This window comes from Bacillus sp. PAMC26543, from assembly GCF_014250375.1.
In the GTDB taxonomy this organism is placed as follows: domain Bacteria; phylum Bacillota; class Bacilli; order Bacillales; family Bacillaceae; genus Bacillus; species Bacillus halotolerans.
The window spans coordinates 296,011-318,151 of record NZ_CP060193.1 but is presented as its reverse complement, the minus strand read 5'-3'; the positions used below and the strand labels follow the sequence as shown (position 1 = coordinate 318,151).

Sequence of the window (22,141 nt, the reverse complement as noted above, 5' to 3'; positions counted from 1 at the left end):
TAGAATATAAAATATTTTCAAATAAGTTTGATAATATAAACAATTTAACAACAGGGAGATTGACCATGACTAAACAAACGATTCGAGTTGAATTAACATCAGCCAAAAAACCGAAACCAGATCCACATCAGCTTTCTTTCGGAAGAGTGTTTACAGACCACATGTTTGTAATGGACTACGCATCTGATAAAGGCTGGTACGATCCGAGAATCATTCCTTATCAAGCCGTTTCAATGGACCCGGCCGCAATGGTATATCACTATGGCCAAACGGTGTTTGAAGGCTTAAAGGCTTACGTCACAGAGGATGACCATGTTCTGCTTTTCAGACCGGAAAAAAATATGGAGCGCCTGAATAAATCAAATGACCGCATCTGTATTCCGCAAATTGATGAAGAACAGGTTCTTGAGGGTTTAAAACAGCTGATCGCTATTGATAAAGACTGGATTCCGAATGCGGAGGGCACGTCCCTTTACATCCGTCCATTCATTATCGCAACCGAACCTTTCCTTGGTGTCGCGGCATCTCATACGTATAAGCTCTTTATCATCCTTTCTCCGGTCGGCTCATATTACAAAGAAGGCATTAAGCCTGTCAAAATTGCTGTGGAAAGTGAATTTGTCCGTGCGGTAAAAGGCGGAACGGGAGATGCGAAAACCGCAGGAAACTACGCTTCAAGCTTAAAAGCGCAGCAGGTAGCAGAAGAGAAAGGATTTTCTCAGGTTCTCTGGCTGGACGGCATTGAGAAAAAATACATCGAAGAAGTCGGCAGCATGAACATCTTCTTTAAAATCAACGGTGAAATTGTGACACCGATGCTGAACGGCAGCATTCTGGAGGGCATCACGCGCAATTCCGTCATTACTTTGCTTAAGCATTGGGGGCTTCCGGTATCAGAACGAAGAATCGCCGTTGATGAAGTCATCCAAGCCCATAAAGACGGCGTTCTTGAAGAAGCCTTCGGAACGGGTACGGCTGCTGTTATTTCTCCAGTCGGCGAACTGATCTGGAATGACGAAACACTGATGATCAACAACGGTGAAACGGGAGAAATCTCTAAAAAGCTGTATGACACGATCACAGGCATTCAAAAGGGTACAGTTCCTGATGAATTTGGATGGACGACTGAAGTCGCAACGCTCACTGAAAGCAAATAAACAAAAAATCGGCCCAAAACGGGCCGGTTTTTTTTATGCTTCAATTTTGTTAAAGAACTGCGGCAGATGTGCTTTGTGCGCCTCCAGCATTTCGTCTAAGATCTGTTTGGCCACTGTGTCGGATGGTACGAGAGGATTAATCGTCATGGCAAGCAGCGCTGTTTGGTAGTCGCCTGTGACAGCCGCTTCCGCCGCGACACGCTCAAATGATTTGATTTGCTGGACGAGACCGCGGACAGATACTGGCAGATCGCCTACGGCGATTGGCTTAGGGCCGTTTTTCGTCATCACGCAGTTTACTTCAACAGCGGAATCATCTGGAATACTTGCAATCGCACCGTTATTGACCGTGTTCACCGGCTGAATGTCGTGTTTATCATTGTAAATGGAGCTGATGAGATTGCACGCTGCATCGCTGTAGTAAGCACCTCCGCGTTTTTCAAGCTGCGGCGGCTTGATCGCCAAATTTGGATCTTTATAAAGCTCGAACAGCTCTTGCTCTACCTTTTGCACTACTTCAGCACGGGTGCCTTCCGTTTGTGATGCTTCAAGCTCGTGCTCGAACATTTCTTTTGTTTTGAAATAGTAGCGGTGGTAGCCGCAAGGGATCATGTCGAGTGCTTTTAAGAATTCTGGCTCCCACTCAGCGCCGGAGATGTTTTTCATTGTCATTGCGTTTTTCGGGTCACCCATCGCTTCAATGACTTTATCCTTCACGCTGACGCCGTCTAAGAAGACGTCCATTCCGAACACCATATGATTCAATCCGGCAAATTGAACCTCTACCCGGTCAACATCTACATCGAGCGCTTTCGCTACGCCCATTTTGATGCCGATCGGGACATTGCAGAGACCGACGACTTTCTTCAGGTTGGAGTAGCGAAGCAAGGCCTCCGTCACCATACCTGCCGGATTTGTGAAATTGACGAGCCATGCGTTCGGACAAAGCTCCTCGATGTCCTTCGCAATCTCTAGGATGACCGGAATGGTGCGCAATCCTTTAAAGAGTCCTCCCGGGCCGTTTGTTTCCTGGCCGATGACGCCATATTTTAATGGAATGCGCTCATCTTTGGCTCTCGCCTGGAGCAGTCCGACCCGGAATTGAGTCGTCACAAAATCTGCATCTTTCAGCGCTTCCCTCCTGTCCAAAGTGAGGTGAATGTCGATTGGGACACCGGCTTTTTCAACCATCCGCTTGGCGAGCGTGCCGACAATGTTCAATTTTTCCTCGCCTTCAGGAATATCAACGAGCCATAATTCACGTACAGGCAGCTCCTTGTACCGTTTGATTAAACCTTCCACAAGCTCCGGTGTATAGCTTGAGCCTCCGCCAATCGTTACAATTTTCAATCCTTTTGTCATATGCTTGCTCCCCCTTGCACGGTGATTTTTTCATATAGCTCAATGAATTCAGCCGCCAAATCCTTGACTGTCATGGCATTCATTAAATGATCCTGAGCGTGGACCATCAGCAGTGTCATTTCTGTTTTTTCTCCGCCTGCTTCACTTTGGATCAGTTCTGTCTGATAATGATGGGCTTTTGATAATTCATCCGCAGCTTCTTGAAGCTTACTCCGCGCCTCTTCGCTGTCGCCGTTTTTCGCGGCGGCGATCGCTTCCATTGCGGAGCTCCTTCCGTTTCCTCCGTGAAGAATGATTTGAAAAATAATTTGCTCCATTTTCTCATTCACGCGACTCACTCCTTTCTTTACAAAGCCGCCTCTTTGTCGTCTGAAACAGCAGGCGTTTGAACGAGCTCTAATTCGTTTTCTTCTTTCAGCTTCTGTTTATCCCACATTCTGAAGAACGGGTAGTAGACAACAAAGGAAACGGCAATGTTAATGGCTTGCATGACCGCGCCTGATATTTTGCCTCCTGTCGCCAAGTAGCCTGAAAAGATCGGCGGCATGGTCCACGGGACTGCGATACCCGCAGGTTTGGCGACAAGTCCGGTGCTCATTCCGATGTATGTGAGTGTCAGTGTGATAAGCGGCGTGACGATAAACGGAATCAAGAGCATCGGGTTCATGACGATCGGCATTCCGAAAATGATCGGTTCGTTAATATTGAAGACCGCCGGGCCGATCGCAAGCTTTCCGAGCTGCTTCATTTGTTTGCTTCGGGCGCGAAGGAACATCGTGACAACCAGTGCAAGAGTGGCACCGCTTCCGCCGATATTGATCCAGATATCGAAAAATTGCTGGGTGAAAATCTTAGGCAGCTCCTCACCGGCTTGGAACGCGATCCGGTTGGCATCCATGGCGCCGTACCAAATCGGTGCCATAACGCCGCCGACAATGTTGGCGCCGTGAAGACCGCAGGCCCATAAAAGCATTTTGACGGCTTCTGCGATAAGGCTGCCCCCGAGGCTTCCGCCAAGAATGGAGAGTGGTGTTCCCAGTAAAACGCTCACAATATTATGAAGGCTTTCAAACGGCGTCGCTTCAACAATCAGTCGTGCTGCCCAAATCAGGAAGATGACGGCAAAGCCGGGGATTAAAGCGACAAATGACTTGCTGACCGCCGGCGGAACACCATCCGGCATTTTAAAAACCATATTGCGCTGGATAATGAGACGGTAAATCTCTGTTGACACCATCGCGATAATCATGGCGACAAACAGGCCTTTACTTCCCATCAGCGAAAGCGGAATACCGCCGCTGACCATCATCTCTTTCGTCGTGCCATCCGGCGTAAACGGCACTTGATACGGTGTCGCTAAGAGGAAAGCCGCAAGGGAGATGGCACCAGCTGACAAGGCATCGACCCCATATTTCTCCGCCAGCCTGTAGGCGATGCCGAATGCGGCGACAAGCCCCATAATTTCAAAGGTGGCATCAACCGGGTAAGCGAGCTTCTCAGACCAGGCGCTGCCGAACGTTTTTGCCATAAAATCGGCATATCCGGGAATCGGGAGGTTGCCGATGATGAGGAAAAAGGAGCCGATGATAATAAGCGGCATTGTTAAAATGATACCGTCACGGAGCGCCTGCAAATGACGCTGCCCCGCAATTCTTCCCGCTATAGGCATGACCTTCTCTTCTAACAACTGATTGACTTTATTCACATAGCCCGCCCCTCTCTATGACGCGTTTCCAAGCTGTTCAGCCGATTTCAGCACTTCCGCTCCGTTGCACGTCCCATAATGGACTGTGTTAATGACGTCTACCGGAACACCCTTTGATTCTCCTAGTTTTTTCAGCTGAGGAAGCATGTAACGGACTTGCGGGCCGAGGAGCAATACATCCGCTTTATCGATATGATTTTGTACAGAATCACCTGATACTGCCCAAATGGTATAGTCTTTTCCTTGTTCCTGCGCGCTTTTTTCCATCTTGCTGACGAGTAAGCTTGTTGACATGCCTGCTGCACAAACGAGTAATATATTCATGTAAAAGACCCCCTAAGAGTTTGATAGAATTTGTATGTCCTGCTGTTGATAACATCATATTATGAAATCGCTTTCATAAACACTCAAGGTTTTTCCGCAGGAAACGGAAAAAAGGTATATCCAGGCTGTCAGTTTATCGTTTTTTGTCAAACACATCGGAGAGCTCTTGGTACGTGCGGCTTTTTAACAGCTGGCTTACCGCTGCCGGATCATCCAAAATACTGCCGAGCAGTTTATACATGCTTTGCAAATCCGCTTTGTTTTCCTTTTCGACACAAAGCAGGCAAACAAATTGAACCCGTTTATTCTCCCAGTCTATCGGCTTTTTGAGCGTACAGACGGCCCAAAATGTCGTTTGCGTCTGCGGGACGAGCGGGTGCGGAATGGCCACGAGGTTGCCGAAGCACGTTGGCGACATCTCTTCTCTATCAAATATAGAATCTATGATTTCCTTATTCGCATAGCCGCCGTCCACTGCTTTCTGACCTAAAAATTGAATCACCTCTTCTTTCGAACGCAGATCCTTCTGGAAAAAAACGAGATCCTTTTTGAGATAGCTGACAGCTTTTTCTTTCTCATCATTCAGGATGGATTCTATTTTTGTAAAATCGGTTCCGCCTAAGATGGTGTTTACCTTTAGTACAGGCACAGGGAGTTCTTTTTTGATCGGAATGGTGCTGACCACAAAATCAATCGATTCATAAGACAACTGGTCAAGACTGTAATATTCAGCCGTGCCGAGAATATCGATCCGTTTGCCGAAGTGGGAGCGAAGTTTTTCCCTCAGAAGCTGGGCGCTTCCCGCACCTGACGCACAAACGATGATGCAGCGCTTCGGCGGGCTTTCTGTTTTCTTCCGTTCAATTGCGGCGCCGAAGTGCAGCGCTAAATAACCGACTTCATTTTCATGAATATCGATGCCCGTTTTTTCTTTTATGACGATTCCGGCGATGATTCCGGCCTCAAAGGCGAGAGGATAATTTTCTTTGATCGCTGCCAGCATCGGATTTCTCAGATTCATGCCATACCGGTTGCGGGTGATCGCGGGTTTTACATGCAGTGCCAAGCCAATTTTCAGCTCTTGATCATGCAGGATGCCGAGCTTTAATTCTCGGTCGACCGCTTCGATCATGGCGGCAGTCAGCCGATCTGTTTCTTCATCGATTGAAAATTCGCCTTCTCCGCACTGCGGCTGTGTCATTCGTTTCGTGCCGAGAAGATGCATGGCGATATAAGCCGTTTCATTTTCCGGAAACGTGACGCTAAGGGCTGATTCCAGTTCTTTCACAATTGCTTCAGCAGCCTGGTATTCTTTTTGATGCAGAATGTGATCCATATCTTCCGGGAAAAGAGAAACATAGTGTTCCGTTCTGATCCGCTTACAGGCGATGGCGATATGAATGATGAGGTTATTCAATCCAAGGTTAGACAGAGGAATCCGGTCGTTTTTAATCTTTCTCATAATCACAGAATGGATGATCTCAATTTCTTCCTTTGGCAAAATATCAGCCTTTTCATTCAGAAAATCAATTTCTGTTTCTCTTTCATCAACAATGTACTCCGCCATACAGTACCTCATCTGCACCTCGTCTCCGCGCAGCTTGAAGCCGTAATTCGGACGTGTTTCCATGACAATGCGGTAAGGAAGCAGCCGTTTCTTCACTTCCTTTAAATCGGTTTGGAGTGTAGATTTTGAGATAAAAAGTTCTTCGGCCAGCTCATCCAGCTTGAGATAATGATCCGCCAGCAGCAGCCGTTTCATGAGATATGTAATCCTCTCCTCGGGAAATACCGGCAGCCCCTTTTTCTGCTGAAACACGTCTTGCAGCAGCGTTCTAAAGGTCTGCTCGTCATGAATGCGCAGCTTGTATCCCGAGCCTCTTACCGATTGAACCAAAGCGCCATGGCCGCTTATCACATCTTGGAGTTCCTTTATATCATTGCGGACCGTCCGCGTCGTCACATGTAAATGTGCGGCAAATACCGAGCTTGTCACCGGAACTTCAGCCGCCATCAATAAGCGCAGAATTTCACGAAGTCGCCCATGCAGCATGAGAAAAACCTCCTATCAAGATAGATGCAGGAATTACATAAGTAGGCAGAAAGGATGTGGTGAAGGGAAAGCGAAATGTATATAAATTCTATAATGGGGAGAAATGCAAGTCAATGAACATCGGGAGGACAAGAGGGAAAACAGACCCATAAAAAAACAGCCGGGATCAGCCGGCTGTTCGGGATGCGGACATGTTCTTTTGTTTAGACGCCTTGCGGTCCTTCATGATTTTTCGAACAACCGGGTAAATGACCGGCGCCCATTTGATAACGGTTTTGATCATTTTTTTCAAAGCTCCGATTCTCCCTTCTTTTTTCTCAACCATTCCCCTGATTCCCCTTTGTTTAAACATGCTAACGCGACACGTACCTGTTTCCCGTCACCCAGAAACGCCACGGATAATCGCGCGCCTCTCCGCTGTTGTCGATGCCGATGCGCGGGCCGGTTGACATGTCTTCCGGTGTGTACCCGCTTTCAATGTAAAGCGGCTGTTCCGTGATCCAGCGTCCGTAGTCATTCATCGTGACGCCAAGCGCTTTCGTTAACTTTCCGGGACCATTTGTCCATTCTCTCGGACGCCGGCCCGGCCTTCTTTCCTCCATTAACAGCTGGCCTTCATGAGGCTCAATCGCCCTGATCAATACCGCTTGCGGAACATCCTCTTCTGCGGCAACGACGTTCAGCAATGTATGAGTGTGCATCACATACGTATACACACGGCCAGCTTCAGCAAACATAATCTCAGTCCGCTTCGTCCGGCGGTTATTAAAGCTGTGGGCTGCTCTGTCCCCGGCTCCCATATAGGCCTCTGTTTCCACAATAAAACCTGAAGCTGTCCCTTCATCCGTTTCCTTTACCAAAAGACAGCCGAGAAGAGAAGGAGCCAGTTCTAGGGCCGTTTTTTGATAAAACGTGATGGGCAGCGTATTTCTTTTTCTGGTCACGAATGTCGTACTCTCCTTTTTTCGTTTTGGTAATTGTACCATTCCCGAAGCAGCTAAAAAAAAACTTCAGTTTTAAAATTCTTCCATTAAGGGAATATTGTTACCGTTCAAAAAGGAGGCTCAACCAATGAAAGATGATCATCAAAAAGAGTATCACGGCACAAATGTCGAAGGCAGTGAGGATGCACTTTCTCATAAGACATCCGGGAAAAACGAGTCAGAGGATACCTTGACGAACAGACAGGGGCATCCTGTCACCGACAACCAGAATGTGAGGACGGTCGGGAACAGAGGGCCGACAACGCTGGAAAATTACGATTTTCTCGAAAAAATCAGCCACTTTGACAGGGAACGCATTCCCGAACGTGTTGTGCATGCCAGGGGTGCAGGCGCACACGGATATTTCGAAGCCTATGGCAGTTTTGGAGACGAGCCGATTTCAAAGTACACACGAGCGAAGCTTTTTCAGGAAAAAGGCAAGAAAACGCCGGCATTTGTCCGTTTTTCCACGGTGAATCACGGAAAACATTCACCTGAAACATTACGGGACCCGCGCGGTTTTGCCGTTAAGCTTTATACTGAAGACGGAAACTGGGATTTGGTCGGGAACAACCTGAAAATCTTTTTTATTCGCGATCCGCTGAAATTCCCGGATCTTGTACACGCGTTTCAGCCTGATCCGGTGACCAATATCCAAGATGGTGAACGTATTTTCGACTTCATTTCTCAATCTCCTGAAGCGACACATATGATCACATTCTTGTTTTCGCCTTGGGGCATTCCGGCCAACTACCGGCAGATGCAGGGTTCAGGCGTTCATGCCTACAAATGGGTGAATGAGGAAGGCAAGGCCGTTCTTGTGAAATACCATTTTGAACCGAAACAGGGCATCCGCAACCTGACACAGAAGGAAGCAGAAAAGATTCAGGGGAAAAACTTCAACCACGCGACACAGGATTTGTATGAAGCTATTGAAAACGGCGATTATCCGGAGTGGGAGGTGTATGCCCAAATCATGAGTGATGACGAGCATCCGGAGCTCGACTTTGATCCGCTTGATCCGACTAAGCTGTGGTATAAAGAGGACTTTCCGTGGAAGCCGATCGGCAAATTAGTGTTAAACAAAAACCCTGAGAATTACCATTCTGAAGTAGAACAGGCTTCATTCGGCACAGGGGTCCTTGTCGACGGACTTGATTTTTCTGATGACAAATTGCTTCAAGGACGGACGTTTGCCTATTCCGATACGCAGCGGTACAGAGTTGGCGCAAACTACCTGCAGCTGCCAATCAACTCACCGAAAAAACACGTCGCGACCAACCAGCAAGGGGGGCAAATGCAATACCGCGTGGATATCGGCGAAGGTCAAAATCCGCATGTCAACTATGAACCGTCGATTATGGGCGGGCTGAAGGAAGCGAAGCAAGATGGTAAAGACCACACCCCGCATGTCGAAGGTAACCTGAAGCGGGAAACGATCGACAGAACGAACAATTTCGGACAAGCCGGTGAAACGTACCGGAGATTTACTGAGTTTGAGCGTACTGAACTCATCACAAATCTGGTCAATACGCTTTCAACCTGCAGAAAAGAAATTCAGGAGCAAATGATTGAGAATTTCACAAAAGCCGATCCGGACTACGGAAAACGCGTGGCGGAAGGGCTGAAAAAGGCTTCAGAAAATAACAGCAACGGACCGGTTGGCACGACAGAAACGGCTCAAGCCGCCGAGCAGGCTGAACAGGAAAGCCATCCGTCTGATCCGTATTAACACCAAGAACAGGACTTTTTGAAGTCCTGTTTTTTCATTTCTCTATTGAAACGTTTCCACAAATTGTGTTGTACTGGAAGGAAAGAGGTGGTGAGAGCATGGAAATTCAGCAGCCGCTGATTCCTCAGCAAAAAACAATCGGCACTTTAGATCACGCCGTTTTCTTATGCATGGTATTTTGTTTTTGGTTTTCGGGCTATATTTACGTTCCTGTTTTCAGCCTGTATTTGGAGGATCTGCACTTTTCATACGGAGCGATCGGCATGATTCTCGGAAGCTACGGGGTGACCCAAATCCTGCTGCGGTTCCCGCTTGGGCTTCTGTCAGAAATTCTATTTTCTCTGCGCAAGCCATTGTTAATCGCCGGCTTTGGATGTTCCATTCTCAGCAGCGTGCTTTTTCTTGCGTTTGATTCTTTTTTCTTCGTCCTGACCGCCCGGCTTCTCGCGGGGATTACAGCATCCATGTGGGTGATGGCGACGATTCTATACGCTCATTATTTCAAAGATGGCAGTGCCTCAAAAGCAATGGGCATCATGCAGTTTTTTACCGTCATGCCTCAGTTTGTCAGCATTGTGTTCTGCGGGCTTGCAGCAGCGCATTTAGGCAGGCAGGTTCCGTTTTGGATGGCACTGGCTGCCTCGTGCATCGGCCTTGTGATATGCTGCTTTATTAAAGATCCGTCCGTTTCTCCTGGGCAACGTAAGTCTCTCCGTATAACGCAATACATCAAAGACACATTGCGGCTGCCGAAGCTGAAGCTTTTCACGATTCTATCTATGACAGCTCATGCCGTGCTATTTATGACGGTGTTTGGTTTTACGCCGCTTTACATGAACCAGCTCGGAATGGGAGACATCGAACTGCTTTGGGTGATGAGCGCCTTTTTTCTCCCTCATGCAGCGGCTACCCTGAGCTTTTTGTTTTTGCGTTTTACCGGAAGAGTCGCCTATGGCACCATGCTGATCTGTTTTGCTGTCATTGGAGTCTGTTTGATGTTCGTTCCTTTTTCAGCTTCATTGCTCACAGTTTGCATGACCCATGCTTTCATCGGTCTGGCGCTTGGCTTTGTGTTTCCCCTATTGTTAAGCCGGGTCGTCGATATCAGCTCAGCGCGTTTAAAAATGTCAGCCATGGGATTTTATCAATCGTTTTATGCGCTGGGCATCTTTACCGGCCCCCTTCTCGCCGGAAAAATCGCACAGATTTTCGGTTTGGCCGAGGTATTTTATGGAGCCGGATTGATGGCATTGGCCGCTTTGATGATGATGCTGGCCACAAAGCGAAAACTGATCAGTTAATAGCTTTCATACCGGCGGAAGCGCCACACAGAAAAAACGGCCAGAAGCATGATGCACAGAATGGAGAATGTGAGCGACCATCCGAAAAAGTCCGCCCGCTCTCCATGAAGCAGAATATGCTCCGCCTGCTTGCAAAGCTCAGCCGGCAGCCATTTCGCACCATCAGGAAAAAGCGAGACAGCAAAGGAAACGGCAGCCGTCAGCCCAATTCCGGCTGCCGCGGCTGCTCCGAGAGACCGAAACATCGTGCTTCCGGCAAGCCCTGCAGTAACAATAAACATCATCCAAAGAGAGTAGAGCCCGAGGCTTGCTGCAAAGCGGCTGAACGATGCATGCTCAAACAATATCCGGACGTAATAATAAGCAAGTCCGTACCCAGCTGCAAACGACGCGATCCCGATCATGCTTTGGGTGATCCATTTGTTCAATATATACTGGGCTGCCGTCACAGGCCGCGACATAATCAGAGCCGTTACACCTTGATTTCTTTCATTCGCCACACTGCCCATGACACTGAAGATGATCAGCGCCATGCCAAGCGTGTTGAATTGGGAAAGCGTGCTCACCATCACCTCAGATCCGGAAGGCATGGTAAAACTGATTTTCATACCGTCTGGAAGATTCCCCCCATGCGCAATGATTTCCGGCATATAATAAATGGTCAGCGGCTGTGTCAGCCCCACGATCATCATCGCAATGGGCAGCCAGATCAGCTTTCCGCTTCTCCAGCCTTCCAGCCATTCCTTTTGTAATAGCGTCATCATGACATTCATGCGTGCACCACCTTAAGATAGACGTCTTCGAGAGACTCTGTTTTCTGTTCAAAACGGGTGACTGTCAATCCCATTTGGATACAATCACTCAGCAATATCCTGCCAGATCCTGTATCGCTTAGCTCAAATACAGCTTGGGACGGATTCATATAGACAACATCGGATATATAAGGCTTCTCTTCAAGCCAGCCCTTCAGTTTCTCTTTCACAGTAAGAGTGAAAACATTCGTTTGATGCTGTTCTTTGAGCTGCTGTAAAGCGCCTTTCCATGAAATCTCGCCGCTTTTCATGATCACGACTTGATCACACACCTGCTCCGCATCGTGCAAAACGTGAGTAGAAAACAAAACAGCCATATGTTTTTTCAGCTCCCGCATCATATCCAGCACCTCGATACGCCCTGAAGGATCCAGGGCAGAAACCGGTTCATCCAAAATCAAAAGCTTCGGTTTATGAAGCAGAGCCTGAGCCAGACCGAGCCTTTGTTTCATGCCGCCAGAATAACCGCCGATTCTTTTGTTTGCCGCGTCCTGCAAACCGACAAACTCCAGCATTTCGCCTATTTTCTCTTGGCATTTTTTCTTTGAAAGGCCAGACAGTCTCCCGGCAAATGTTAAAAATTCATTAGCCGTCATCCAGGAATAAAAAGCCGGGTACTGCGGAAGATAGCCGATCATACTGCGATCTGCCTTTTGCTCCCCATATAGCTTGATCGTCCCGGAGGTGGGTGACAGCAGGCCGGACAGCATTTGAAGCGTTGTGGTTTTACCAGCCCCATTCGGTCCTAATAGAGCGACACACTCGTTCTCCATGACTTGAAAGCTGACATTCCGTACAGCTTGATGATGCCGGTATGATTTGCATAATGACTCAATAGATAGCATGCTCGCTCACCTTTGCTTTCTGCCGACGGTAAAAAATAAAATCGGCCCAATAATATTGATGCATATAATCACTGCTGCCCACATCCATTTCGGCCCATTTGTCCGCTCTTCTTTCACACAGCTGATCAGGGCAAACACTGCCAGCACGGCCTGTAACACAATCAGCGGTACAATCATTTCCCAAGAAATATTCATTAGCTGATCCTCCTATTTTTTCGGTCAGGCCTTATCACAAAAAAGTAATAGCAAATCAGAGGCATCGGCACTTGAATCAGTCCGACAATTCCCCACACCCATGCCAGACGATCCCGTTTTTTCGCATCAATGAATAAAAAGATTCCCTGTGCCAATGCAATGAGATAAGCAAACACAAAAATCGTCAAATCTGTTTGGGACATCAGCGCTTCACCTCACGTTCGCCAAGGTATCGTTTTTTCTCAGCCGCAATCAAAATCGGCAGGACTGCCAGCGCACAGACCTGAAACACGACAAAAGCAGCGGGAACTTGAGTAAATGCCAGAGTCGCCGCGCTTACCACCATCAGTGCACAGAACACAAATAAGATAACTTCTTTCAGCACGCTTTTTCTTCGTTCGGCTTTCATTTGTGACAGCTGATCAAGCAATTCTTTTTGACTCGGTATATTCGGGTTGGCGCATTGGTCAATTTTCTGCAATTCCGATTTTAAATGAACAGATCGCTTTTCTTTATTCATCAGTCCACTCCTTTCTGATTTGCTGGAGCCCTTTATGGACTCTGGACTTTACCGTGCCTTCTTTGATATGCAGCATCAGCCCGATATCAGCATAGGTATAGCCGTAATAGTGCCTTAATAAAACGGGCGTGCGCAGCTTCGGGTCAAGCTGAGAAAAGAGATCAAGCGTCTCGCTCCACTCAGAGCCTTTCATTGACACATCCCATTTGATCTTGCGTATCGTTTCCTCTGTAACAGCCTGATTTCGTTTCCATTCTCTCTTCCTCTTTTTCTGGTGATCAAGGTAGAGTCTTGACGCGATAGAGATCAGCCAAGTGGAGAATTTGGATCGGCCTTGAAAACTCCCCAGATGGACGTATCCTTTCAGAAAGGTTTCCTGAACTAGATCCTCGCTAACGTCAGGGTGAAGGGAAAGCTTTAACAAGTATTTATATAGAAAAGAATAATAATGCTGAAAAAGGGCTGTAAACGCCTCGTCGCTTCCCTCTTTCGCCTGCTGAATCAATTGCTGTTCTTCATTTGTATCCAACGGCCGCGATCCCCCCTTTTTTTGTTATCTTGCCTTATGAGACGACACCGGATTCCAGAGCGTTCAACTTTTTTTATAATTCTTTTGATCTATTGACTTCACTGGCCTCTCATCAGTTTTCGTGAACATCTAAATTTGTAAAGCGAAGTACAGTCTGTTAAGCTATGTTTTTATGTCTATTTCAAAATTTCATTATATATGGAGGACGATGCATTGAAAGTAGAAAGGCGAACGATTGAATATATTCCGAATGAAGAAAGACATGGTAAAGCAAAAGATTTATTTCCCGTATGGTTCGGGGCCAATATGCATATCACCACGTTAGTGACCGGTACTCTTCCCGTTGCAATGGGACTTAATCTGTTTTGGAGTGTTGCCGCTATTATTTGCGGAACCTTAATTGGTGCCATATTTATGGCTTCTCATTCCGCGCAAGGACCCCAGCTCGGCATCCCGCAAATGATTCAAAGCCGTGCCCAATTCGGCGTAATCGGAGCGATTCTTCCCCTCTTCTTAGTCATGTTTATCTACCTTGGTTTCTTCGCAAGCAGTACAATTCTGGCGGCCGGGACCTTAAGCAGCTTTGTTCCCATCCCGGGATCATGGAGCATTATAGGCTTAAGCGCCGCATGTTTTTTACTCACCATTTTCGGTCATGATTTGATTCACAAAATGCAAAAAATCCTTTCTTGGACCTCTTTTGCCGTATTTTTTGCTGCAACGATACTCATTTTCCAATTACCGATTCCGGCAGGCAGCTGGATGCCCGGGACGATCGACTTGCCCGTTTTCTTGGTGGCAGTCAGCGCCGTAGCAACTTGGCAGCTTGCCTATGCGCCTTATGTCGCCGATTATTCCAGATATCTGCCAATTAAAACACCGGCGTCCCAAACGTTTTGGTACAGCTATGCAGGAACATCTGTCAGCTCCATCTGGATGATGCTGCTCGGCGCGCTGCTGACCACGGCACTTCCTGATTTTACGACAAACTCAGGGACCCAGATTGTGCAATTGTTCGGTCCCTTCTCGTTCATTATGCTGATCATTGTTTTATTTGGCCAGATGGCGATTAATGTCTTTAACTTGTATGGAGCTTTTATGTCCACGACGACTACGCTTGAGCCGTTTCTGAAATTAAAAGTCACACCGAAAATCAGAATCATCATGATCCTTGGCGTCACAATCGTCGGAACAGTCCTAAGCCTTCTCGGGCAAAGTAATTTTATGGAGCTGTTTTTGAATTTTATCTTTTTTATCAGTTATTTCTTAATTCCATGGACGGCGATCAATTTAGTGGATTACTACTTCGTCCGCCACGGGAACTATGAGGTCAAAGCGATGTTTGATGTCAACGGGCCATATGGAAGAGTCAATTGGATCACAACGATTGCTTTCATTCTGTCCATCTTGTTAGAAATTCCGTTTATCAATACATCCTTTTACATCGGGCCATTGGCAAAAATGTTTGGCGGCGGGGATATTGCATGGATTATCGGCTTAGCCGTGCCTTCTGTTCTATATTATGTACTCATGAAACCGCGCCTGAAAAAACGAGCGGCTTATCAAGAAAAGCTGTCTTCCCTATGAAGACAGCTTTTTTCATTCAAATCGTTTCCACACACGAGGCAACATGTCAGAGAGCTCGTGGGCGAGCAGCGTATGAGCAGAGTGTTCGTCAGTCCAAAGCTCGGCGCATGCACCGTGCAAGTATACGGCATTTAATACGGCATGTTTCGGGTCTTTGTGGCAGCAAAGCATGCCCAATATCATTCCCGTCAGTGTGTCGCCGGTTCCGCCTTTGGCGAGTGCCCCGTTTCCGGTCGAATTGCTCCAGCAGTCGCCATCGGGAAACGCGATGATGGTTTGATTTCCTTTTAACACGATCACCGTTTGCAGCTGAACCGCCCACTCCTTGGCATATTCCGCTCTTTTATTTTGTAAGTCTTTCACCGGAACCCCTGTCATTCGGGAAAACTCACCTGGATGCGGCGTAAGGATGACGGGCGCCTTCCGTTTCGGATACGTGCGCTTTGTCAGCGCCCCGGCATCCAAAATAACGGGGCAATCCTTCTCAAGGACATGATCAACGGCCTGCTGCACCCTCTCTGTTTGCGGAAGCCCCGAACCGATCGCAATTGCCCGGTACGTCTCTTCAAGGCCAGAGCCCGCCGCTTTTTCCCAGCCGTCACGCCAATACGTGGCCTCCGGCAGAACCGGAACGATCAGCGGGATCACGCTTTCAGACGTGCCGATGACAAGCTTGCCGAGACCGCTCCGCATGGCACCAAGCCCGGCTAAAAGCGCAGCGCCCGGCATGTCGTCGCTTCCCGCCAGCAGCAAAGCCGTACCGTACGTACCTTTATGGCTCGCTGCATCTCTTTCAGGGAGCGCAGCCCTTACATGCTCTTCCGTCCAAATCGGAACATTCATATCCATACCTCCTCTTATTATCTCTTCTTATTTTTCCTGCACTACTTCCTTTTCAAACAAAAAAGACAGCCCCAGAGGCTGTCTTTTATTTTACAGGAACGTCGAGGTGATAAAGACGGCGATACCGTTCGTTCGTCGCCAGCAGTTCCTCGTGTGTTCCTTCCATTTCTGTTTTTCCATTTTCAAGAAAGACGATTTTATCGGCTGCTTCCACTCCCGCCAAGTGATGCGTAATCCAAAGAATCGTTTTACCTTTCAGCACCTCAAACACGGTTTCCATCAGTTCGCGTTCCGTGATAGGGTCCAAGCCTACTGTAGGCTCATCAAGTATAATGATCGGCGTATCCTGCAGCAAAATCCGGGCGAGCGCGATCCGCTGCCGCTCTCCTCCTGAAAATCGGATTCCGGTTTCCTGAACTGAAGTATGATATCCGTCAGGCAGCGACTCAATGTAATCATGCAGCTTCACCTGTTTTGCGGCGCGGCGCACATCCTCGTCGCTCGCCTTTCCGTTTCCGAGCCTGATGTTATTCAAAATGCTTGTATCAAACAAGTGAGGCTTTTGATTTAACACAGCCACCGCATCAGCAATCTGATCCTTTACAAGCGCCGTGTCCACTCCGTTTAACGTTACCGAGCCTGAGTCAGGATTCAATGCGCCCTCAATTAATGCGAGTGATGTTGATTTTCCTGAGCCGCTCCGGCCGAGCAGCGCCATTTTTTCTCCTTGGCGCAGCGTAAAGGAAAAATGGTTCAGTACTTGGCTGCTGTTGTCATAAGAAAACGTCACATCACGAAACGCCAAAGTGACGTCTTTGAGATCAAGCCTGTCAGCCGCAGACTCTGTTTGTGAAGCCTCAGGCTGAGGAGCCACCTTGTTCATTCTTCTGATAGAATCCTGATAACCCGGCACTTCGCCCAAAGCATCAGAAAGCGGCAGAAAAGCTTCTGTCAGCGGGAACACAACAAGCACAAAGGCAGCAATCATCGTTTTGGCGAGTTCGCCATTTGCATGCTGCCCCGCCGTCCAAAACAGCATCAGCAAAATGAGGCCGGCGACAAGGCATTGCGCGGCAAAATCCCGCCATCTTGTAAAACGATGTTTTTTGCGTTCCAGCTCAAACCAAGCGTTTTCTTCTCTTTCATAGGAATCAATAAAAGCATGCCGGCGGCCGCTGAACATCCAGTCGCTGACACCCATCACGGCATCTGTGAGACGGCTGTACAGCACATTTCGCCCGCTTTTCAGCTTGGCATTCTTCGCCCGCGTCACAAGCAAAGACACGACCGGAAACAGCACAACCAGAACAAACAAATAAAGCGCCAGCAAAATGGCAAACGGCCAAGAGAAAAAGCCAAGCGCAATCACTGAAACAGCATACAAAAGCAAGGCTGAGATGGCAGGGAAAATGGTTTTTAAGAAGGCATCCTGCAAATGCTCAATATCCTCAGACAAAATGCCGAGCATATCTCCCGTGCGAAAACGGGACCGCAGCATCAAAGCGCCAGGCTCAAGCATGTTGTAAAGGCGGACGCGCATGTCGGACACGATTTTCAAAATGATATGATGCCCGATCAGGCGCTCCACATAGCGTGACACAGACCGGGCGATCCCAAAGGTTCGAACGGCGACAATCGGCACATAAATGAGCAGGATGTTCTCCGGCCTTGTCGCCGCCTTTGAAATTAAAAACCCAGAAGTAAACATGAGAAAAGCAGCGGAAAAAATCGTTACCGCACCCAAAAAGACAACAAGAACAAACAGACGGGCATTTTGCTTGATATACGGCAGAATCCATTCTTCTTTCTTCATGCTCTTTCCCCCAGTTGTGCCTTCACGAGTTTGGTGTACACACCGTTTTTCGACAGCAATTCATCGTGAGTCCCGATTTCTGCTACCCTGCCTCCGTCAAGCACCATAATTTCATCCATATCAAGCATCCAATGGAGGCGGTGTGTCGCGAGAAAGACGAGCTTGTCATCAAATAAATCCAGCATCGTTTCTTTTATTTCATATTCTGTTTCGATATCCAGATGGGCGGTCGGCTCATCCAGCAGCAGAATCGGGCGGTTACCCAAAAAAGCGCGGGCAAGCGCGACACGCTGAGCCTGACCGCCGCTGAGCGCCCGGCCGCCTTCTCCGATCCGTCCCTCCAACCCTTCAGGAAGAGTGTTTACAAACTCCGTCAATCCCGCTGAGGAAGCAGCGCGGGCTGTATCTTCAGCAGAAGCGCTTGGGTGATAAAACCGGATATTGTTCGCCAGCGTATCATCAAAAATATAAGGATGCTGCGGAATATAGAGCAGGTTTTTCTGCCAGTTCCCGTCCTGCAGATGCGAACGGCTTGAACCATTCACACTGATAACACCGTCATCGGGCTCCAAAAATCCTCCGAGAATATCGATTAAAGTTGATTTTCCGGCACCGCTTGCTCCAATGATGCCGATTTTTTTCTTCCCTTTAAATGAAAGAGTAATATCAGACATCGCTCGGCCGGCTGAGACACCTGACAGCTTCAGTTCATCCTCATCGGACCATGTTTCAAGCTGAAGCGGTGCCTCTTCTTTGAATCCCGGCTGAGATAATATGTTTTGAATCGTCTTGCCCGCTTCCTGACCATTAAGTGTCGCATGATAATCATTTCCCACTTCCCGCACCGGCAGAAAATATTCAGGTGCCAGAATAAGCGCTGTTAAAGCGGGGCCAAGCAAAATATCGCCGTCAATCAAACGCAAGCCTAAAAACACAGCAACTGTCGCCACCGACAGCATCGTGAAAAAATCGAGAGCAAATGAAGATAAAAACGCCACCCGCAGTGTGCTCATTGTCGCTTTGCGATACCGCTCACTGACGTGGAAAATGTTTTTGCTATGCGATTTGCTCAATCCTAAAAAACGCAAAGTCTCCAATCCGCGAAGAGAATCAACGAAATGGTTGGACAATGTCTGGTATGATTTCCACTGGCGATCCGCTTTTCGCTGTGCGACAAGGCCAAGAAGAATCATAAAAATAATCAGAATCGGCAGGGCCGCAACTAAAATAATCGCAGAAGTCCGGTCCTGAAAAAACACGTAGATGACAACCGCAGCCGGCACAATCGCCATGCTGACCATTTTCGGCAAAAACAGCTCTAGATAGCGGCGGAATTGGCTGATGCCTTCCATCGCCAGCGTCACCATTTGCCCCGTCCCCTCTTTCTTTGCAAAGCGGGGGCCTAAGCGGAACAGCTGATCGAGAAAGCTTTTCCTCAAATCAGCTCCCGTCCGGGCGGCATAATGATAGACGATTTTCTGACGCGCCACTGTCACCCCGTGCCGCGCGACAAAAGCGATGAGGAAAAAGCCGATCACCGGAAACAGGGAGGCAATGCTCTTCCCGTTGAAAAGCCCGGTTACAGCTTCACTCAGCCACTCTGCCTGCATGATAATAGCGGCTGTCTGAATCAGCGTTAAGCAAGTAATCACGGTGAGAATCCGCTTCATTCCTTTATATCGAAACAGGTCTTTTCCCATTAATAAGTCATAGGCTCCTTATGACTGACGCGCTTCCGGAAGACATAATAGCTCCAGATCTGGCTGCCGATTACAAACGGCAATAGCGTTAATGCTGCAATTGACATGACTTTTAGCGAATAATCACCGGAAGAAGCGTTAGCTACTGTTAAATCGAACGCGCTTTGAATCGAGCTGACCATCACCCGAGGGAATAATGAAATGAAAATCATTCCTACGGTCAGAGCAAGCCCCGCGCCTGTCATCGCAAATGTCCAGCCGTCTTTTTTCTTGCGGATGAATAAAGCTGCAAGCATAAAGCAGATGACAGTTAAAACAACAAGCGGTATTGTAATCTCGCCGCGGCGTGTAAACATGTCTGTCTCATAAGCAGAAAGGGCCGCGAAAGCAAGCACCGCCACAAAAACAACACCCATTATCTTTTGCGCCATTTGTCGGGCGCGCTGCTGCAAATCACCAATCGTACGCAGCGTGATGAACATTAATCCATGCTGGAAGCAAAGAAGTGTTACGGTCACGCCGCCTAGTACAGAATATACATTTATATAATCAGATAAGTGCGCGTGAATGTTCATATCCGCATCAATCGGCATACCGCGGAATAATGTCGTAAATAACACACCGAGCACAAACGGAGGAATCAGACTGCCGAAGAAAACCACCCAGTCCCAAACCTTTACCCATTTCAAATGATCAACCTTGCCGCGGAATTCAAACGCGACCCCGCGGCCCATTAACGCAAGCAGCACAATGACAAACGGAATGTAATAACCGCTCAGCATTGTTGCATACCAGTTTGGAAACGCCGCGAAGATAGCACCCGCACCAGTCAAAAGCCATACTTCATTCGCGTCCCAGAACGGTCCGATCGTGTTGATCAGCACTCTGCGCTCTAATTCATTATGGCCAAGAAAACGGGTCGCCATGCCGACCCCAAAATCAAAGCCTTCCAAAAAGAAGAAACCTACAAACAATACAGCAACGAGTATAAACCAAAGATCATGAAGAGATGCCATGGTATACCTCCTGACTAAATGGATCTGTTGATACAGGAACATCATGATGATCATCATGCTCCGCGCCTTTTTTAATTTCACGGATGAACAAGAAGACGAGCAATGCGCCCAAAATCATATACATCACACCGAACGCGATGATTGAGAATAACAGGGAGCCCGCCGTTACGTTAGGCGACACGGATTGAGCCGTTGTCATTAAACCCATGACCGTCCAAGGCTGACGCCCGATTTCTGTCATAATCCAGCCCGCGGAGTTCGCAATAAACGGGAAGGAAATCAATGCGATCATGATGCGCAAATACCATTTGCTGTTTTCCAGCTTTTTGCGGCGGTTTAGCCAAAGGCCGCCTAACGCAGCAAGAATCATGACAACACCTGCTCCAACCATAATGCGGAAACTCCAGAACGTCGTTTTGACAGGCGGAATATAGTCGCCTTTTCCGTACACTTTTTCGTACTCTGCCTGAAGTGTTTTCATTCCTTTGACACTGCCGCTGAATTTTTGATAAGCCAGATAGCTCAATGCGTAAGGAACTTTGATTTCATTAGAGCTCTTTTCATTTTTCGTATCAATTGTGGCAAAGGCCGTCCAAGCGGCAGGGTCGCCGCTGTCTTCCCAAAGCCCTTCACTGGCAGCCATTTTCATTGGCTGTGACTCCATCAAGTGTTCAGCCTGCATGTGTCCGCTAAGGCCGACGCCAAGGCCTGCACAAAGCCCGACAATCATTGCGAGTTTGAAAGATTGTTTAAAGAATGGCACTTCTTTTTTCTTTAATAGTTTAAAAGCACTGACACCGGCGATAAAGAAAGCCCCGGTGGCAAGCGCACCGAAAATGACGTGCGGGAATTCAACCCAAAGCTGCGGATTTGTAATCAGCGCGCCAAAGTCATTCATTTCCGCGCGGCCGTTTTTGATCGTAAAGCCGACCGGCTCCTGCATAAAGGAGTTCGCTGTTAAGATCCAGAAAGACGACATAATCGTTCCGAATGACACGAGCCAAATGCAGAGCGCATGAATTTTTTTAGGCAGGCGGTCCCACCCGAAAATCCATAATCCGATAAAAATAGATTCCATGAAAAACGCCAATAATGCTTCAATCGCAAGCGGCGCGCCAAATACATCTCCGACAAAACGGGAATAATCAGACCAGTTCAGTCCAAACTGGAATTCTTGTAAAATCCCCGTAACAACACCGACTGCGAAATTTATTAAGAATAAGTGTCCCCAAAACTTCGCCATTTTGAGGTACAGCTCATTTTTCTTCACAAGATAAAGAGTCTCCATCAATGCAACCATAAACACAAGCCCGATAGACATTGGCACAAACAAGAAATGAAACAACGTTGTTGATGCAAATTGAATGCGGGCTAATACTAATTCACTCATGCTTTATCCTCCATTTCCGGTTGAGAATGTTATATTGTTCACTACTTCACAAGCAGAACCGAAACTTTGATCAGTATTTCACAAAATAAACGAAAAAAATATTGTTCAATATTTCACAAATACGTCAAAAAATCGTCCAATATGATTCAAGATTGCCAGACTGACGAATGGCACGATCTCTATATGGTTCATATTAAGTACTTTACAACGATCTGCTTCAAAAATAAAGCCCGAAATACCTAAAAAGACCCACACGATGTGACGGATTATTGTC

22 protein-coding genes are annotated in these 22,141 nt (G+C 47.7%); 4 read left to right on the top strand and 18 right to left on the bottom strand.

What is annotated here, in order from left to right; all coding sequences use genetic code 11:
• Nucleotides 1-65 precede the first annotated feature (65 nt).
• On the top strand, nt 66-1,157 hold the full coding sequence (locus tag H7F27_RS01565) for a branched-chain amino acid aminotransferase (RefSeq protein ID WP_095712711.1): 1,092 nt from the start codon (nt 66-68) through the stop codon (nt 1,155-1,157).
• Between the two features lie 33 nt (nt 1,158-1,190).
• On the opposite strand, the gene licH is transcribed toward H7F27_RS01565, so the two are convergent.
• The 7 genes from licH to H7F27_RS01530 form a co-directional block, all read right to left on the bottom strand.
• The gene (gene licH / locus H7F27_RS01560; protein WP_044159985.1) at nt 1,191-2,519 is read right to left on the bottom strand and encodes a 6-phospho-beta-glucosidase LicH; all 1,329 of its coding nucleotides are present in this window, start codon (nt 2,517-2,519) and stop codon (nt 1,191-1,193) included.
• Nucleotides 2,516-2,848, bottom strand: a complete 333-nt coding sequence (licA, locus tag H7F27_RS01555; RefSeq protein ID WP_024123334.1) for a PTS lichenan transporter subunit IIA — start codon at nt 2,846-2,848, stop codon at nt 2,516-2,518. The genes licH and licA overlap by 4 nt, the downstream gene beginning before the upstream one ends.
• Before the next feature lie 17 nt (nt 2,849-2,865).
• Nucleotides 2,866-4,224: a PTS lichenan transporter subunit IIC gene (licC, locus tag H7F27_RS01550; RefSeq protein ID WP_101859758.1), complete on the bottom strand. Its 1,359-nt coding sequence runs from the start codon at nt 4,222-4,224 to the stop codon at nt 2,866-2,868.
• A 15-nt stretch (nt 4,225-4,239) separates the two neighbouring features.
• Complete coding sequence (gene licB, locus H7F27_RS01545) at nt 4,240-4,548, bottom strand: PTS lichenan transporter subunit IIB (protein WP_024123336.1); 309 nt, start codon at nt 4,546-4,548, stop codon at nt 4,240-4,242.
• Nucleotides 4,549-4,681: 133 nt separating this feature from the next.
• Complete coding sequence (gene licR, locus H7F27_RS01540; protein ID WP_024123337.1) at nt 4,682-6,601, bottom strand: transcriptional regulator LicR; 1,920 nt, start codon at nt 6,599-6,601, stop codon at nt 4,682-4,684.
• Nucleotides 6,602-6,767: 166 nt separating this feature from the next.
• Entirely contained in the window at nt 6,768-6,926 is a 159-nt protein-coding gene (locus tag H7F27_RS01535; RefSeq protein ID WP_044159993.1) for a hypothetical protein, read from the bottom strand.
• Nucleotides 6,927-6,954: 28 nt separating this feature from the next.
• Nucleotides 6,955-7,545: a DNA-3-methyladenine glycosylase gene (locus H7F27_RS01530; RefSeq protein ID WP_095712708.1), complete on the bottom strand. Its 591-nt coding sequence runs from the start codon at nt 7,543-7,545 to the stop codon at nt 6,955-6,957.
• 127 nt (nt 7,546-7,672) lie between these two features.
• Between H7F27_RS01530 and katX the strand changes: the two genes are divergently transcribed.
• Together katX and H7F27_RS01520 are read left to right on the top strand one after the other, a co-directional pair.
• Nucleotides 7,673-9,316 (top strand): catalase KatX, encoded by a 1,644-nt coding sequence (katX, locus tag H7F27_RS01525; RefSeq protein ID WP_095712707.1) that lies wholly within the window; start codon nt 7,673-7,675, stop codon nt 9,314-9,316.
• Between the two features lie 98 nt (nt 9,317-9,414).
• Nucleotides 9,415-10,617 carry an MFS transporter gene (locus tag H7F27_RS01520; protein WP_185848469.1) on the top strand — a complete coding sequence of 401 codons (1,203 nt, stop codon included), beginning with the start codon at nt 9,415-9,417 and terminating at the stop codon, nt 10,615-10,617.
• On the opposite strand, the gene H7F27_RS01515 is transcribed toward H7F27_RS01520, so the two are convergent.
• The 6 genes from H7F27_RS01515 to sigY are packed head-to-tail and all read right to left on the bottom strand — an operon-like array spanning nt 10,614 to nt 13,518.
• Nucleotides 10,614-11,390, bottom strand: coding sequence for an ABC transporter permease (locus H7F27_RS01515; protein WP_024123342.1), 777 nt, complete (start codon nt 11,388-11,390; stop codon nt 10,614-10,616). The two genes, H7F27_RS01520 and H7F27_RS01515, sit on opposite strands and share 4 nt — an antisense overlap.
• Complete coding sequence (locus H7F27_RS01510) at nt 11,387-12,274, bottom strand: ABC transporter ATP-binding protein (protein WP_185848468.1); 888 nt, start codon at nt 12,272-12,274, stop codon at nt 11,387-11,389. The genes H7F27_RS01515 and H7F27_RS01510 overlap by 4 nt, the downstream gene beginning before the upstream one ends.
• A 6-nt stretch (nt 12,275-12,280) precedes the next feature.
• Nucleotides 12,281-12,469: a sigma Y negative regulator YxlE gene (yxlE, locus tag H7F27_RS01505; RefSeq protein ID WP_024123344.1), complete on the bottom strand. Its 189-nt coding sequence runs from the start codon at nt 12,467-12,469 to the stop codon at nt 12,281-12,283.
• Nucleotides 12,469-12,672 (bottom strand): transcriptional regulator, encoded by a 204-nt coding sequence (locus tag H7F27_RS01500; RefSeq protein ID WP_185848467.1) that lies wholly within the window; start codon nt 12,670-12,672, stop codon nt 12,469-12,471. The genes yxlE and H7F27_RS01500 overlap by 1 nt, the downstream gene beginning before the upstream one ends.
• On the bottom strand, nt 12,672-12,989 hold the full coding sequence (locus H7F27_RS01495) for a YxlC family protein (protein WP_185848466.1): 318 nt from the start codon (nt 12,987-12,989) through the stop codon (nt 12,672-12,674). Before H7F27_RS01495 ends, H7F27_RS01500 begins: the two co-directional genes overlap by 1 nt.
• Entirely contained in the window at nt 12,982-13,518 is a 537-nt protein-coding gene (gene sigY / locus H7F27_RS01490) for an RNA polymerase sigma factor SigY (RefSeq protein WP_185848465.1), read from the bottom strand. The genes H7F27_RS01495 and sigY overlap by 8 nt, the downstream gene beginning before the upstream one ends.
• Nucleotides 13,519-13,731: 213 nt before the next feature.
• On the opposite strand from sigY, the gene H7F27_RS01485 reads away from it, so the two are divergent.
• Nucleotides 13,732-15,105 carry a purine-cytosine permease family protein gene (locus tag H7F27_RS01485; protein ID WP_185848464.1) on the top strand — a complete coding sequence of 458 codons (1,374 nt, stop codon included), beginning with the start codon at nt 13,732-13,734 and terminating at the stop codon, nt 15,103-15,105.
• Nucleotides 15,106-15,117: 12 nt separating this feature from the next.
• Here the strand turns inward: H7F27_RS01485 and H7F27_RS01480 are convergent, their stop codons facing one another.
• The 5 genes from H7F27_RS01480 to cydA form a co-directional block, all read right to left on the bottom strand.
• The gene (locus H7F27_RS01480) at nt 15,118-15,948 is read right to left on the bottom strand and encodes an NAD(P)H-hydrate dehydratase (RefSeq protein ID WP_101859750.1); all 831 of its coding nucleotides are present in this window, start codon (nt 15,946-15,948) and stop codon (nt 15,118-15,120) included.
• 85 nt (nt 15,949-16,033) lie between these two features.
• Entirely contained in the window at nt 16,034-17,761 is a 1,728-nt protein-coding gene (gene cydC / locus H7F27_RS01475; RefSeq protein WP_024123350.1) for a thiol reductant ABC exporter subunit CydC, read from the bottom strand.
• The gene (gene cydD / locus H7F27_RS01470) at nt 17,758-19,461 is read right to left on the bottom strand and encodes a thiol reductant ABC exporter subunit CydD (protein ID WP_185848463.1); all 1,704 of its coding nucleotides are present in this window, start codon (nt 19,459-19,461) and stop codon (nt 17,758-17,760) included. Before cydD ends, cydC begins: the two co-directional genes overlap by 4 nt.
• The gene (gene cydB / locus H7F27_RS01465) at nt 19,461-20,477 is read right to left on the bottom strand and encodes a cytochrome d ubiquinol oxidase subunit II (protein ID WP_095712697.1); all 1,017 of its coding nucleotides are present in this window, start codon (nt 20,475-20,477) and stop codon (nt 19,461-19,463) included. Before cydB ends, cydD begins: the two co-directional genes overlap by 1 nt.
• Complete coding sequence (gene cydA / locus H7F27_RS01460; RefSeq protein WP_024123352.1) at nt 20,461-21,867, bottom strand: cytochrome ubiquinol oxidase subunit I; 1,407 nt, start codon at nt 21,865-21,867, stop codon at nt 20,461-20,463. Before cydA ends, cydB begins: the two co-directional genes overlap by 17 nt.
• Nucleotides 21,868-22,141 lie beyond the last annotated feature (274 nt).

Excerpts from the sequence above, each read along its gene's own strand:
- H7F27_RS01535 (WP_044159993.1), bottom strand. The coding sequence starts at position 6,926 with ATGGTTGAGAAAAAAGAAGGGAGAATCGGAGCTTTGAAAAAAATGATC.
- H7F27_RS01510 (WP_185848468.1), bottom strand. The coding sequence starts at position 12,274 with ATGCTATCTATTGAGTCATTATGCAAATCATACCGGCATCATCAAGCT.
- cydD (WP_185848463.1), bottom strand. The coding sequence starts at position 19,461 with ATGGGAAAAGACCTGTTTCGATATAAAGGAATGAAGCGGATTCTCACC.
- H7F27_RS01515 (WP_024123342.1), bottom strand. The coding sequence starts at position 11,390 with ATGAATGTCATGATGACGCTATTACAAAAGGAATGGCTGGAAGGCTGG.
- yxlE (WP_024123344.1), bottom strand. The coding sequence starts at position 12,469 with ATGAATATTTCTTGGGAAATGATTGTACCGCTGATTGTGTTACAGGCC.
- H7F27_RS01495 (WP_185848466.1), bottom strand. The coding sequence starts at position 12,989 with ATGAATAAAGAAAAGCGATCTGTTCATTTAAAATCGGAATTGCAGAAA.
- H7F27_RS01520 (WP_185848469.1), top strand. The coding sequence starts at position 9,415 with ATGGAAATTCAGCAGCCGCTGATTCCTCAGCAAAAAACAATCGGCACT.
- licH (WP_044159985.1), bottom strand. The coding sequence starts at position 2,519 with ATGACAAAAGGATTGAAAATTGTAACGATTGGCGGAGGCTCAAGCTAT.
- H7F27_RS01480 (WP_101859750.1), bottom strand. The coding sequence starts at position 15,948 with ATGAATGTTCCGATTTGGACGGAAGAGCATGTAAGGGCTGCGCTCCCT.
- H7F27_RS01500 (WP_185848467.1), bottom strand. The coding sequence starts at position 12,672 with ATGTCCCAAACAGATTTGACGATTTTTGTGTTTGCTTATCTCATTGCA.
- katX (WP_095712707.1), top strand. The coding sequence starts at position 7,673 with ATGAAAGATGATCATCAAAAAGAGTATCACGGCACAAATGTCGAAGGC.
- licR (WP_024123337.1), bottom strand. The coding sequence starts at position 6,601 with ATGCTGCATGGGCGACTTCGTGAAATTCTGCGCTTATTGATGGCGGCT.
- licB (WP_024123336.1), bottom strand. The coding sequence starts at position 4,548 with ATGAATATATTACTCGTTTGTGCAGCAGGCATGTCAACAAGCTTACTC.
- H7F27_RS01565 (WP_095712711.1), top strand. The coding sequence starts at position 66 with ATGACTAAACAAACGATTCGAGTTGAATTAACATCAGCCAAAAAACCG.
- cydA (WP_024123352.1), bottom strand. The coding sequence starts at position 21,867 with ATGAGTGAATTAGTATTAGCCCGCATTCAATTTGCATCAACAACGTTG.
- cydC (WP_024123350.1), bottom strand. The coding sequence starts at position 17,761 with ATGAAGAAAGAAGAATGGATTCTGCCGTATATCAAGCAAAATGCCCGT.
- cydB (WP_095712697.1), bottom strand. The coding sequence starts at position 20,477 with ATGGCATCTCTTCATGATCTTTGGTTTATACTCGTTGCTGTATTGTTT.